This is a genomic window from Sinorhizobium meliloti (genome assembly GCF_017876815.1).
GTDB lineage: Bacteria > Pseudomonadota > Alphaproteobacteria > Rhizobiales > Rhizobiaceae > Sinorhizobium > Sinorhizobium meliloti.
The window spans coordinates 1,129,317-1,141,664 of record NZ_JAGIOS010000002.1; the positions used below are offsets into that span (position 1 = coordinate 1,129,317).

Here is a 12,348-nt window from a genome sequence, read left to right on the forward strand (position 1 = left end):
ACCCTGTTTGCGGTCGCCAGCTAATCGGCGAACTGCGAGTCGGTGATATACTCATTGACTCATCATACCAGTTCCGCTATTCGGATCATCAAGATAGCTGAGGAGTTGCAAATGACATCGATTGCCCTGTTCGGCGCCGGCGGGAAGATGGGCTGCCGCCTGGCCAAGAACCTCAAAGGCTCGCGTTTCGACGTGCGCCATGTCGAAGTGAGCGAGGCGGGCAAGACGCGGCTGGCCGACGAGCTCGGGCTTCAGGCCGTTGCCGCCGATGAGGCGCTGGATGGTGCCGAGGTGGTTATTCTGGCGGTGCCGGATACGGCTATCGGCAAGGTCGCTTCCGGGATTGTGGATAGACTGAAGTCCGGCACGATGGTCATCGTCCTCGATGCGGCCGCACCCTATGCCGGTCATCTGCCGGAGCGCGGCGATCTTACCTATTTCGTCACCCATCCCTGCCATCCGCCGATCTTCAACGACGAAACGGATGCGGCAGCCAAGCGCGACTTCTTCGGCGGTGTCGCCGCCAAGCAGCACATCGTCTCCGCGCTGATGCAGGGGCCGGAAGAGGCCTATGCGCTCGGCGAGGAGATCGCCAAGATCATCTGGGCGCCGGTCATGCGCTCGCACCGGGTGACGGTCGAGCAGATTGCGCTTTTGGAGCCGGGCCTTTCGGAAACGGTCTGCGCCTCGCTGCTGGTCGTCATGCGCGAGGCCATGGAGGAATGCGTCAAGCGCGGGGTGCCGAAACAAGCAGCCCGCGACTTCCTGCTCGGCCACATGAACGTGCTCGGCGCAGTGATCTTCGAAGAGACACCCGGCGTCTTCTCCGACGCCTGCAACAAGGCCATCGAATTCGGCAAGCCGATGCTCATGCGCGAGGACTGGAAACGCGTCTTCGAGCCGCAGGAGATCGCCGACAGCATCCGCCGCATCACCTGATCGTGCGAACGGAATACCGGAGCATGTGAGGACAGCTCCGACGTTTTTCAACCTGGGAGGAAAAGCAGATGAAACTGACACGCAGAATGACCATCACCGCTTTCGCGGCGGTACTGGCGGCGAGCTCCGCCATTCCGGCCTACGCGGCCGATCTCATCGCCATTATCACGCCGTCGCACGACAATCCCTTCTTCAAGGCTGAAGCGGTGGGCGCCGAGGCCAAGGCGAAGGAGCTCGGCTACGAAACACTGGTCCTCGTGCATGACGACGATGCGAACAAGCAATCGCAGCTGATCGACACCGCGATCGGCCGCGGCGCCAAGGCGATCATTCTCGACAATGCCGGCTCTGAAGCCTCCATCGCGGCCGTCCAGAAGGCGAAGGATGCGGGCGTGCCGTCCTTCCTGATCGATCGTGAGATCAACGCGACCGGGGTCGCCGTCTCGCAGATCGTCTCCAACAACTATCAGGGCGCGCAGCTCGGCGCCGAGGAATTCGTGAAGCTGATGGGCGAATCCGGCAATTATGTCGAGCTGCTCGGCCGCGAAGCCGATCTCAATGCCGGCATCCGCTCGAAGGGCTACCACGACGTCATCGACGAATATCCGGAGATGAAGATGGTGGCGCAGCAGTCGGCGAACTGGAGCCAGACCGAGGGCTACAGCAAGATGGAGACTATCCTTCAGGCCAATCCCGACATCAAGGGCGTTATCTCCGGCAACGACACGATGGCCATGGGCGCGATCGCCGCATTGCAGGCGGCCGGCCGCAAGGACGTGATCGTCGTCGGCTTCGACGGCTCGAACGACGTTCGCGACTCCATCAAGTCCGGCGGCATCAAGGCCACCGTTCTGCAGCCGGCTTACGCTCAGGCGCAGATGGCAGTGCAACAGGCGCACGAATACATCACCACCGGCAAGGCGCCGGCGGAAGAAAAGCAGCTCATGGACTGCGTGCTGATCAACAGCGAAAACGCCGACCAGCTCGAGACCTTCGCGCTAGCCGATTGATCGGCTCCAAAGAGTTGGAGCGGGAGCGGACGAAAACCGTCCGCACCCGCTGTGCCTTTGAATCCACGCATCATGCTTTCCGAAAATCGATTTCGCTTTTCGGGCCGATGCGCTCGGCACGCGGCCGATCCGCTGCGCGCCTGTCCTGTCATGGAGTGAATTTCGATGCCGAAGTTTAAGGTCGCGGCCGCACTTGTGGTTGCGGGCGTGATGGCACTCTCGGGCTGCAAGATCATCAAGACGCCGACTGCCGAAGAGGCCGCGGAGGCTGCTTCCGGCGGCTTCAATCCCGGTCGCATGGTCGCCGAGATCTGGGACGTCAAGGTGCTTCCCTATCTCGACAGGAAGGCCGGTCCGTTCGCCGAGGTGGCGGCTCTCGCCGAGAGCGATCCTCAGGCGGCGGGTGCCAAATACGGCCACAAGGAAAAGCAGGGAAGTGCGCCCTGGACTTTTGCGGCGCGTCTTTCCGGCACCGTCGTTAAGGCCGAGACGAAGTCGCGCTCGGCCTATGTGGAGGTCGACGCCAACGGCGACGGCAAGGCGGATGCGCGCGTGCAGATTGGCCCGGCGATCCGTGGCACGGCGATCCGCGACAGCCTCGACTTCGTCAACTTCAACGAATTCAAGAACCAGATCGAATGGGCGCAGTTCGGCAAGGCCTTCAACACGCATGTCAACGGACTGGTTCTGGAAAAGCTGTCCCGCGACGGGCTTGTCGGCAAGAAACTCGACGCAGTCGGCGCCTATCCGCTGCCCGCCAAGGGTCAATTGCCGCTGTTCGTTCCGGCTCAGCTGACGGTGGGCGGATGATCATGCACCCAGCTGACGACGATGACTGCGTCCTGCGCCTCGAAGACGTGACGAAGGTCTATTCGGGTATAATTGCGGTGCGCCATGCGAACCTTTCGCTCCGGCGCGGCGCCGTGAATGTGCTCGTGGGGGAAAACGGTGCCGGCAAGTCGACCCTGATGCGGATCATCGCCGGCGTCGAGAAGCCATCACTCGGCCGCATCCTGCTCGACGGCCAGCAGGTGGAGTTCCATTCGCCGGCCGACGCGCAGCGCCACGGCATCGGAATGGTCTTCCAGGAGCTCAATCTGTTCGGCAATCTCTCGGTTGCCGAGAACATCTTCGCGACGCGGGAGCTGACCCGGGGCATTCGCGGCATCGATCATCGCGCGCAGGTCGAGAGGGCTACCGGGTTCCTCGACAGGCTCGATGCCGGGATCGATGCCGAGACGCTCGTCGAAGACCTGCCGATCGGCCAGCAGCAGCTGGTGGAGATCGCCAAGGCGATCTCGCTCGATACCCGCATCCTTATTCTGGACGAGCCGACATCGGCCCTTTCGGCGGCGGAGGTGGACGTCCTTTTCAAGGTCATCCGGGAGCTGAAGGCGCAAGGGGTGGCGATCGTCTACATTTCTCACCGGCTCGAGGAGCTGATGCGGATCGGCGACTACATCACCGTGCTCAGGGATGGACAGATCACCGGCCACGCCATGGTCAAGGACATCGATACCAAGTGGATCGTCCGGTCGATGATCGGCTCGGATGCGAAGGACTTCGCCAAATCGGTCGACCACCGCCTCGGAGAGGAGGCGTTCCGCGCCGAGGAGATCTGCCTGCCGCGCCGGACCGGCGGGCTCGCGGTCGATCATGTCTCGATCTCGGTACGTGCCGGCGAGGTGTTGGGCATCTACGGGCTGATGGGGGCCGGCCGAAGCGAATTCTTCGAATGCGTCATGGGCCAGCACCCGCATTCCTCGGGGCGGGTCTTCGTCGGCGGGACGGAGGTCGACGCCAGCGACACGTCGGGCAGGATCAGCGCAGGATTGGCGCTCATACCGGAAGATCGCCAGCGCGAGGGTCTCGTCCAGGCGCTTTCGATCGCCAGCAACCTGACGCTTGCGAGCCTCGACCGCTTCGTCCGCTTCGGCTTCCATATTGTCGGCGCGCGGGAGCAAGCCTCGATCGCGGCGGCCATCCGCGATCTTTCCATCAAGGCGCCCAACCCGGACTTCGAGGTGACCTCGATGTCCGGCGGCAACCAGCAGAAGGTCGTCATCGGCAAGGCCCTGATGACGAAACCGAAGGTGCTGCTGATGGACGAACCCAGCCGCGGAATAGATGTCGGCGCCAAGGCGGATGTCTTCCGCACCATGCGCCGGCTTGCCGGCGAGGGGCTCGCCATCCTCTTTTCCACCTCCGACCTCGAAGAGGTCATGGCGCTCTCCGACCGCATCGCCGTCATGAGCAACGGACGGCTGGTCACGGTCATCGACCGCGCGGACGCGACGGAAGAGATGATCATAAAGGCTTCGGCCGAGGGTCATAAAACGACAAGGGAACACGCCTGATGACGACGGCAACGACCACCACCAACGCAACTGACGCGACGAGCGGCTCGGTACTGCTCACCTTGATGAAGCTCAGGACGTTCATCGCCCTCTTCGCGGTTGTCGCCTTCTTCTCGATCTTCGCGCCGAACTTTCTTTCGACCGCCAATCTAATCCTGATGTCAAAGCATGTGGCGCTCAACGCCTTCCTCGCCATGGGCATGACCTTCGTGATCATCACCGGCGGCATCGACCTTTCCGTCGGTTCGATCGTCGGGCTCTGCGGCATGGTGGCCGGCGGGCTCATCCTCAACGGCATCGATCTGCAGTTCGGCTACACGGTCTATTTCAACGTCGTCGAGGTCTGCCTCATCACGCTCGCCGTCGGGATCGTCATCGGCGCGGTCAACGGGCTGCTGATTACCAAGCTCAACGTCGCACCCTTCATCGCCACGCTCGGCACGCTCTATGTCGCGCGTGGCTTTGCGCTGCTTTCATCGGGCGGCCAGACATTCCCCAACCTCGTCGGCAAGCCGGAACTCGCGACGACGGGCTTCGCCTTCCTCGGTTCGGGCCGGCTTCTCGGCCTGCCGGTTTCGATCTGGGTCCTCATCGTCGTGGCGCTCGCCGCCGCATACGTCGCCAGGTATACGCCGATCGGCCGGCACATCTTCGCCGTCGGCGGCAACGAGCGTGCCGCCCGCATGTCCGGCATCCGGGTCGACCGGGTGAAGATGTTCGTCTACATGTTCTCCGGCTTCTGCGCGGCGATCGTCGGACTGGTCATCTCGTCGGAACTGATGGCGTCGCACCCGGCGACGGGCAATTCCTTCGAACTCAATGCCATCGCCGCAGCGGTTCTCGGAGGCACGTCGATGTCCGGCGGCCGCGGGACGATCGGTGGCACCATCATCGGCGCCTTCGTCATCGGCATTCTTTCCGACGGCCTCGTGATGATGGGCATCTCGTCCTTCTGGCAGATGGTCATCAAGGGGATCGTGATCATCGTCGCCGTCGTGGTGGATCAGGCGCAACGCCGGCTGCAGCAACAGGTCACGCTGATGCAGCTTGCGAAAAAGGGGTGACGGGCATGACTGATCTCAAAGGCGCGCTGATCGGCTGCGGGTTCTTCGCAGTCAACCAGATGCATGGCTGGCGTGACGCGGAAGGGGCGCGCATCGTTGCCATCTGCGATCGCGATCCCGAGAGGCTGAAGGCCGTCGGCGACGCGTTCGGCATCCAGCGGCGCTACACCTCGGCCGAGGACCTTTTTGCCGATGGCGGCTTCGATTTCGTCGACATCGCCACGACCGTCGGAAGTCACCGGGGGCTGGTGGAGATGGCCGCACGACACGGGGTCGCGACGATCTGCCAGAAGCCGCTCGCGCCCACCATGGAGGACGCCAAGGCAATGGTCTCGGCTTGCGCGAAATCAGGCGTGGCGTTCATGGTTCACGAGAATTTCCGCTGGCAGTCGCCGATACGGGCGGTAAAGGCGGCGATCGACAGCGGCGCGATCGGCGAGGTGTTCTGGGGGCGGGTAAGCTTCCGGTCGGGCTACGACGTCTTTTCCGGCCAGCCCTATCTCGCCACGGGTAAGCGCTTCATCATCGAGGATCTCGGCATTCATGCGCTCGATGTCGCGCGCTACATCTTCGGCGATGCGACGGCGGTGACCGCGCGCACGCGCCGGATCAATCCGGCGATTGCCGGCGAAGACGTCGCAACGATGCTCCTGGACCATGACGGGGGGATCACATCGCTCGTCGACTGCAGCTACGCGACCAAGCTGCCGATCGAGCCTTTCCCCGAGACCCTCATGGAGGTGGACGGGAGCAAGGGCACCTTGCGGCTGACGCAGGGCTATCACCTTGCCGTTCACTCGAAGGGCGCTACGAAATTGACGAATGTGGAACCGCCCGCCCTTTCCTGGGCGTCGCCTCCCTGGCACAACATCCAGGAGAGCGTCGCGCTCATCCAGCAGCATTGGATCGAAGCCTTGCGTGCCGGACGCGAGCCGGATACGTCCGGCCGCGACAATCTCGAGACCTTCGCCCTGGTGGAGGCCTCCTATCTGAGCGCGGCGGAAGGACGGACCGTTTCACTCGCGGAGGTTCTCGGATGACGGTCTCCCGTGCCTTTCTCCTTTTAGGTACCGACGAGAAGGAGCCCGAGGCGCGCAGGATCGAGGCAGGCCGCTTGAGCGCCGATTTCGCGGGCGGCAATCTGCGCACGATCCGTCTTGCCGGCAAGGAGGTGCTCAGGGCCATCTCCTTTCTCGTCCGGGACCGGGATTGGGGCACCTGCGAGGCCGAAATCGGCGATCTGACGGTGGAGGAGGGCCAGACCGGGACAGTCGTTCGGTACTCCGCCAGGTTCCGGTCGCCGGACGGGGCTCTTCTCGATTGCAGCGCGACTATTGACCTGAAGCCCGACCGCCTCGTCTTCGACGCGCGTTTCACGCCGGACCGCGATTTCGAAACGGCACGCGCCGGCTTCGCAGTCCTGCATCCGATCGTCGGTGTGGCAGGGCGGCCGGTCGAGGTCGAGCATGGAGACGGCACGGTCGAACGATCGGTCTTCCCGGACCTCATCGAGCCCTGGCAGCCGTTCAAGGACATCGCGGCGATTACCCACGAAGTTTCGCCGGGCATCGAGGCCGAGTGCCGCTTCGCCGGCGACGTGTTCGAGATGGAGGACCAGCGGAACTGGACCGACGGTTCCTACAAGACCTACGTGCGCCCGCTGGAACTGCGTTGGCCCTATCTGCTGCAGGCGAGAGAGACGGTCCACCAGAGCGTGATGCTGTCGATCCGCACGTCGGGGGAGGCGCTTGCGTTGGAAGAGCGAGGGCAGGAAAATATCCGTCTCTCCCTCAGGCACAACGCAGGGAGGCTGCCTCAGATGGGCATCGGCCTGCGTCCCGACGCTGCCGCCGAGGAGCTACGCAATGCGGGGCTTCTGAAGCAGGTGGGCGCACGGCATCTCGTCTGCCATTTCGACCCGGATGCCGGTCACGGCCTGGCTGACCTTCGGCACTTCCGAGGCGTGGCCGACGCGTCGGGCTGCGCGGTGACGCTCGAATGTTTCGTTCCATGCAAGCGACCCCTCGATGAGGAACTCGGCGAGATCGCGCAGCTTGTGCGCCAGAGCGGCATCGAGCTCGCAAGCCTGGCCGTCTCTCCCTCGGTCGACCGGCAGTCGACCCCGCCCGGTAGCGTCTGGCCGGAATGCCCGCCGCTCGAAGACATCTATGCGGCCGCTCGCAAAGCGTTTCCAGGCGTACCGCTCGGCGGCGGCATGTTCAGCTATTTCACCGAGCTCAACCGTAAGCGGGTGCCCGCCGAAGGACTTTCCTACGTCACCCACTGCACCAACCCGATCGTCCATGCGGCCGACGACACGAGCGTGATGCAGACCTTCGAGGCGTTGCGGGACGTAACCCGGTCCGTGCGCGCGATCTATGGCGCGAAGCCCTATCGCATCGGTCCTTCCACGATCGCCATGCGCCAGAACCCCTATGGCAGTGCGACGAAGGACAATCCGTTCGGCAAGCGGATCGCCATGGCGGCGAGGGACCCCCGACATAACGCTCTCTTCGGCGCTGCCTGGACGCTTGCCTATGCCGCGACGGTTGCCGATGCGGAGCCCGAGCTATTGACGCTTTCGACGCTTGCCGGACCATCCGGGCTGATCGCCGGCGCCGGGGAGCCCGTCGAAGCCGGTCGGGCGAGGCCGCTGTTTCATGTTCTCAACTGGCTCGCGCAGCTGTCGGACGGGTTGCGGATCGCGGTCGAAACATCCGCGCCCGAATGCGTTGCCGGCCTTGGTGCGACGTTGAATCGAACGACCACCTTGTTGCTTGCCAATCTCACACCCGATCTGCAACGAGTGATGCTTCCCGAGGCCGGCGCGCGTAGGATCACGCTTCTCGACGAGACCTGGCTGCGCGATGGCGCGGGAGAACCGGAGGCGATAGCGCACCAAAGCGACAGTCTCGACCTGCCCGCTTATGCGGCTGCCCGCATCGACATCCTGTGATTCACGCCAGTGGAATGAAGGCTTGAGCGCGAAAGCGCGAGAGCGATGACTCCTGATGACTCCTTCCACGTGCCCTCCTGTGGTATCATCTCTGCTTGCGCTTCCTTCTGGGGGGTAAGAAAATGGAAGCTCTTGCAGCCCTGGCGCGAAACTGCATCGTCACGCTGTTGTGCGGTTGCGCGCTCTTCGCACCTTCGCTTGCTGCCGAGGAGGCCGATGATGTCGCGACCGGGACGCGGCTTGCCGAGCTGTTGCGTGCCGCTCGAAACGTCCTTTCGAATTACCAGTCGCTCATCAATGACCCGGCCCTCGGAGACAAGAAACTCGACGGTGAGCGTTTCACGGCCGAAGCGATCGCCCTTTATGGCGAGCGCACCGGCCATCCATTGATCTCGGATGATCTCGGCGATCGCGACCGCAAGCTTCTGCAGGCGCAGGTCGAGGCGATGCGGGAAGTCGTGAATGAGCAGCAGGACGACATAAACCGCCCCGGGATCGGGTTCAAAGGTTTCGTGCCGGCCATTTTCGCGCGTCTGATGAACGAGAAATTTGCCGTCAAGGCGGGCAATGAGGCGCTGGTCCGCGTTACGGCGCCGGAGGTTCTGGTGCGCAACCGCAAGTCGCTTCCCGATGCCTGGGAGGCGCGAGTCATCAACGAGGTCTTCTCGGATCCGCAGAGGCCGAAGGGTGAACTCTATACGGAAGTGACGCAGGTGAACGGCCGCCCGGCTTTCCGGATGCTGCTGCCGGAATATTACACGGAGTCCTGCCTTTCCTGTCACGGCTCGCCGAAGGGTGAAATCGACGTCACCGGCTATCCGAAGGAAGGCGGCAAGGCGGGCGATCTGGGCGGTGCCATCAGCATCGTCCTGTTCAAATGAGTGCGCTCGGGCATGAGCTCCGGTCGACAGAGGCCGCCCGGCCCGCGAAAAGGCTCGACAGCCGGATCACCGATCTGCCGATCTCTGCCCGCGTGGCCGCGCTCACAGCGGCCGGCCTGATCAGCCTTGTCCTTTCATCCCTGTTTCTCACGCAGGCGCTTTATCGCAGCGCCGAGCGCATGGCCGAAACAAGGGAGCTTTTCGACCGGGCAGCATCGGCAGCATCGGCCCATGTGGCATTCGGCGACCTCAGATACTGGTTGACCGATCTCTCCGTCAGTCTGCTGATGAACTCCCAGCGCAACGCCGATGAGGCCCGCGAACGGTTGCAGGAGCAATTGGCGGGCCTTGCAAAGCACGCGCCGGAGGCGGTGGAGGCAATTCGTACGGAAGTCGACGCCTATGTCGAAACGGCTCTGCAGGCAGCCGACAGCTACACCCAGGACAACCGCATCGTCGGTAACGCCTTGCTGGCAAAGGCGCGCACCCACAGCGGCAAGGTCGATGCGGATCTCAACAGGCTCGTGGAACAGGTAAAGGCCGAGGCGGAAGCGGCCCGCAACGAGGTTGTCGTGCAAACCGAGAAGACAGCCACGACCGCGGCCATCCTGGTGGGCGGAGTGGTGTTGATCGGTTCGCTGCTCACGCTTCTCGTCCTGCGCTCGATCGTCGGCCCGCTGCGGCGCCTCAATCGCGTCATCGGCGACCTGACGGAGGGACGTTACGACGTCGATATCCCCGAAGAGGGCGGCGATGAACTGGGAGCAATGGCAAGGACGCTTTCGCTTTTCCGGGAAAGCGCGATCGAAAAGAAAAAACTCGAAGACGAAGCGGAGCGGCAGCGCCGGACGATCGCAGCCGCGCTCGAGGTGATCTCGGATGGCTTCGTCCTCTATGATTCCGAGGACAGGATCCTGGTCGCCAACAGCAAATATTGCGAAATCTTCCCGAGCCACAAGCCGAATACGCTTCGCGGCAGGAGCTTCCGCGAAATCGTGGAGCAGAACCTGGAAATGGGTCAGGTGGATCTCGAAGGCAAGTCGCCGCAAGAGTGGGTCGACGAGCGCGTAAGGCTGCATCGGGACCCTGCCGGCCTCGTCGACGAGAAGCGGTTCGGCGACAAGTGGGTCCGCATAAGCAAACGCAAGATTCCGGACGGAGGAACGGTCGCCGTCTACACCGACATCACCGAGCTCAAGCAGCGGCAGGTCGAACTCGAGCGCGCGAAGAGCCACGCAGAGTCGGCAAACGAGGCCAAGAGCCGGTTCCTCGCCTCCATGAGCCACGAGTTGCGCACGCCCCTCAACGCGATCATCGGCTACAGCGAGATGCTGATAGAGGAGGCACGCGATCATGAAGATGAGGAGCTTGTCCCGGACCTCGACAAGATAGCGTCCGCGGGTCGCCATCTTCTTTCGCTCATCAACGACATCCTCGACCTGTCGAAGATCGAGGCGAACAAGATGGAGGTTTTCCTCGAGACCTTCAGCGTTGCCGACTTGCTCCGTGACGTAGCAGCGACAGTCGCGCCGTTGATGGCCCGGAACGGAAACGAGTTCACGCAGGATTTCGAGGCCGATCTCGGCGAGATGCATTCCGACCAGACCAAGCTGCGCCAGAACCTTTTCAACTTGCTCAGCAATGCGGCCAAGTTCACGAATGGCGGGCGGGTGACCCTGAGGGTCCGGCGGGAGCAAAGAGCGGACCGCGACTGGCTTGTGTTCCAGGTCACCGACACCGGCATAGGCATGTCACCGGAGCAGCAGGAACGGCTTTTCAATGCCTTCACCCAGGCCGATGCCTCCACCACCCGAAACTACGGCGGCACGGGCCTGGGCTTAAGCATCACGCGCAGCTTCTGCCGCATGATAGGCGGCGTCGTCACCGTCGAAAGCGAAGTCGGCAAGGGTTCCGTGTTCACCATGGAGGTGCCGGCACAGTGCGAGAGAGAGGCCGACGGATCGCCGGCCGAACCCGTGCCGCAAGTTGGGTCGGGCCGCACCGCACTCATCATCGACGATGAGCCGGCTGCCCGCGGCCTTATCGCAAAGGCGCTCGCAGAAGCGGGCCTCGCTTCGATCGAGGCGTCGAACGGACAGGAAGGATTGGCTGCCGCACGCAAGCACCGGCCAGACGCGATCATTCTCGACATCATCATGCCGCATCAGGACGGCTGGTCGGTCCTGCGCGCCCTGAAGAACGATCCCGAATTATGCACGATCCCGGTGATCTTGGCGACGATCCTGGCGGATCGCGAACTGGGTCTTTCGCTCGGCGCGGTCGAGTATCTGACGAAGCCGATCGATACCGATAAGCTGGTCCGGACGATCGAGACATTCGGGGGCGGCAAGCACGACGTTCTCGTCGTCGACGACGACCAGGCCTCCCGCGAGTTTCTCCGGCGCATTTTGGTCAAGAGAAAGTGGACAGTACACGAAGCGGGCGACGGCATCCGAGGACTGGAAATGATGAAGCGGATTCTGCCGCGTCTCGTCCTGCTCGACCTTCTGATGCCGGAAATGGATGGATTCCAGACGCTCAGCGAAATGCAGAGGATTCCGGAGCTGCAGAACATTCCGGTGGTGGTGGTCACGTCGAAGGACCTCTCCGCAAGCGAGCTGAAATGGTTGCGCGACCGGGCGGTCGCTGTCGTGAACAAGGGCGCAAACAGCCGCTCCCAGCTGGTCGCGGCACTCGAACGTCAGATCGGATCGGGCGCTTCGGTCGGCAAAGCCCTCGCGGACGGCTGAACATAGGCAGGAGGAGAGCCGCAAATGACGAAAATCCTTCTGGTGGAAGACAATGAAATGAACCGCGACATGCTTTCGCGGCGGCTGTCCCGCCGGGGCTTCGACGTGCTGATTGCTGAAAACGGAAAGGCCGGCGTCGAACTTGCCGAATCGCAAAAGCCGGACCTGATCCTCATGGATATGAGCCTGCCGGTGATGGACGGCTGGGAAGCGACACGACGGATCAAGGCCAATCCGCTGACATCCGCAATACCGGTCATCGCCCTGACGGCGCATGCAATGGCAAGCGACCGGGAGATGGCGCTTGAAGCCGGCTGCGACGATTACGACAGCAAGCCGGTCGACTTGCCCCAGCTCGTTCGCAAGATCGAGCAGCTGCTCGCGATATAGG

10 protein-coding genes are annotated in these 12,348 nt (G+C 63.0%); all 10 read left to right on the plus strand.

Annotation, left to right across the window (positions count from 1 at the left end; genetic code table 11):
- The first annotated feature begins 111 nt into the window (after positions 1-111).
- The 10 genes from JOH52_RS24225 (at position 112) to JOH52_RS24270 (ending at position 12,347) form a co-directional block, all read left to right on the plus strand.
- Positions 112-939: a phosphogluconate dehydrogenase C-terminal domain-containing protein gene (locus JOH52_RS24225; protein WP_010975227.1), complete on the plus strand. Its 828-nt coding sequence runs from the start codon at positions 112-114 to the stop codon at positions 937-939.
- Positions 940-1,007: 68 nt separating this feature from the next.
- Positions 1,008-1,949: a D-ribose ABC transporter substrate-binding protein gene (locus tag JOH52_RS24230; RefSeq protein WP_014530764.1), complete on the plus strand. Its 942-nt coding sequence runs from the start codon at positions 1,008-1,010 to the stop codon at positions 1,947-1,949.
- A gap of 165 nt (positions 1,950-2,114) precedes the next feature.
- Complete coding sequence (locus tag JOH52_RS24235; protein WP_010975229.1) at positions 2,115-2,759, plus strand: DUF2291 family protein; 645 nt, start codon at positions 2,115-2,117, stop codon at positions 2,757-2,759.
- Complete coding sequence (locus tag JOH52_RS24240; protein ID WP_010975230.1) at positions 2,756-4,306, plus strand: sugar ABC transporter ATP-binding protein; 1,551 nt, start codon at positions 2,756-2,758, stop codon at positions 4,304-4,306. The genes JOH52_RS24235 and JOH52_RS24240 overlap by 4 nt, the downstream gene beginning before the upstream one ends.
- Positions 4,306-5,370 carry an ABC transporter permease gene (locus JOH52_RS24245; RefSeq protein ID WP_003525781.1) on the plus strand — a complete coding sequence of 355 codons (1,065 nt, stop codon included), beginning with the start codon at positions 4,306-4,308 and terminating at the stop codon, positions 5,368-5,370. Before JOH52_RS24240 ends, JOH52_RS24245 begins: the two co-directional genes overlap by 1 nt.
- A 5-nt stretch (positions 5,371-5,375) precedes the next feature.
- Positions 5,376-6,410, plus strand: coding sequence for a Gfo/Idh/MocA family protein (locus tag JOH52_RS24250; protein WP_014530762.1), 1,035 nt, complete (start codon positions 5,376-5,378; stop codon positions 6,408-6,410).
- Positions 6,407-8,326, plus strand: a complete 1,920-nt coding sequence (apnL, locus tag JOH52_RS24255; protein ID WP_014530761.1) for a D-apionate lactonase — start codon at positions 6,407-6,409, stop codon at positions 8,324-8,326. Before JOH52_RS24250 ends, apnL begins: the two co-directional genes overlap by 4 nt.
- Before the next feature lie 122 nt (positions 8,327-8,448).
- Entirely contained in the window at positions 8,449-9,207 is a 759-nt protein-coding gene (locus JOH52_RS24260; protein ID WP_003525786.1) for a Tll0287-like domain-containing protein, read from the plus strand.
- Positions 9,204-11,957, plus strand: a complete 2,754-nt coding sequence (locus JOH52_RS24265) for an ATP-binding response regulator (protein ID WP_014530760.1) — start codon at positions 9,204-9,206, stop codon at positions 11,955-11,957. Before JOH52_RS24260 ends, JOH52_RS24265 begins: the two co-directional genes overlap by 4 nt.
- A 24-nt stretch (positions 11,958-11,981) precedes the next feature.
- The gene (locus JOH52_RS24270; RefSeq protein ID WP_014530759.1) at positions 11,982-12,347 is read left to right on the plus strand and encodes a response regulator; all 366 of its coding nucleotides are present in this window, start codon (positions 11,982-11,984) and stop codon (positions 12,345-12,347) included.
- Position 12,348 lies beyond the last annotated feature (1 nt).

What these genes read in the sequence shown, in the direction of transcription:
- JOH52_RS24225 (WP_010975227.1), top strand. Translation starts at nt 112, where the DNA reads ATGACATCGATTGCCCTGTTCGGCGCCGGCGGGAAGATGGGCTGCCGC.
- JOH52_RS24230 (WP_014530764.1), top strand. Translation starts at nt 1,008, where the DNA reads ATGAAACTGACACGCAGAATGACCATCACCGCTTTCGCGGCGGTACTG.
- JOH52_RS24235 (WP_010975229.1), top strand. Translation starts at nt 2,115, where the DNA reads ATGCCGAAGTTTAAGGTCGCGGCCGCACTTGTGGTTGCGGGCGTGATG.
- JOH52_RS24240 (WP_010975230.1), top strand. Translation starts at nt 2,756, where the DNA reads ATGATCATGCACCCAGCTGACGACGATGACTGCGTCCTGCGCCTCGAA.
- JOH52_RS24245 (WP_003525781.1), top strand. Translation starts at nt 4,306, where the DNA reads ATGACGACGGCAACGACCACCACCAACGCAACTGACGCGACGAGCGGC.
- JOH52_RS24250 (WP_014530762.1), top strand. Translation starts at nt 5,376, where the DNA reads ATGACTGATCTCAAAGGCGCGCTGATCGGCTGCGGGTTCTTCGCAGTC.
- apnL (WP_014530761.1), top strand. Translation starts at nt 6,407, where the DNA reads ATGACGGTCTCCCGTGCCTTTCTCCTTTTAGGTACCGACGAGAAGGAG.
- JOH52_RS24260 (WP_003525786.1), top strand. Translation starts at nt 8,449, where the DNA reads ATGGAAGCTCTTGCAGCCCTGGCGCGAAACTGCATCGTCACGCTGTTG.
- JOH52_RS24265 (WP_014530760.1), top strand. Translation starts at nt 9,204, where the DNA reads ATGAGTGCGCTCGGGCATGAGCTCCGGTCGACAGAGGCCGCCCGGCCC.
- JOH52_RS24270 (WP_014530759.1), top strand. Translation starts at nt 11,982, where the DNA reads ATGACGAAAATCCTTCTGGTGGAAGACAATGAAATGAACCGCGACATG.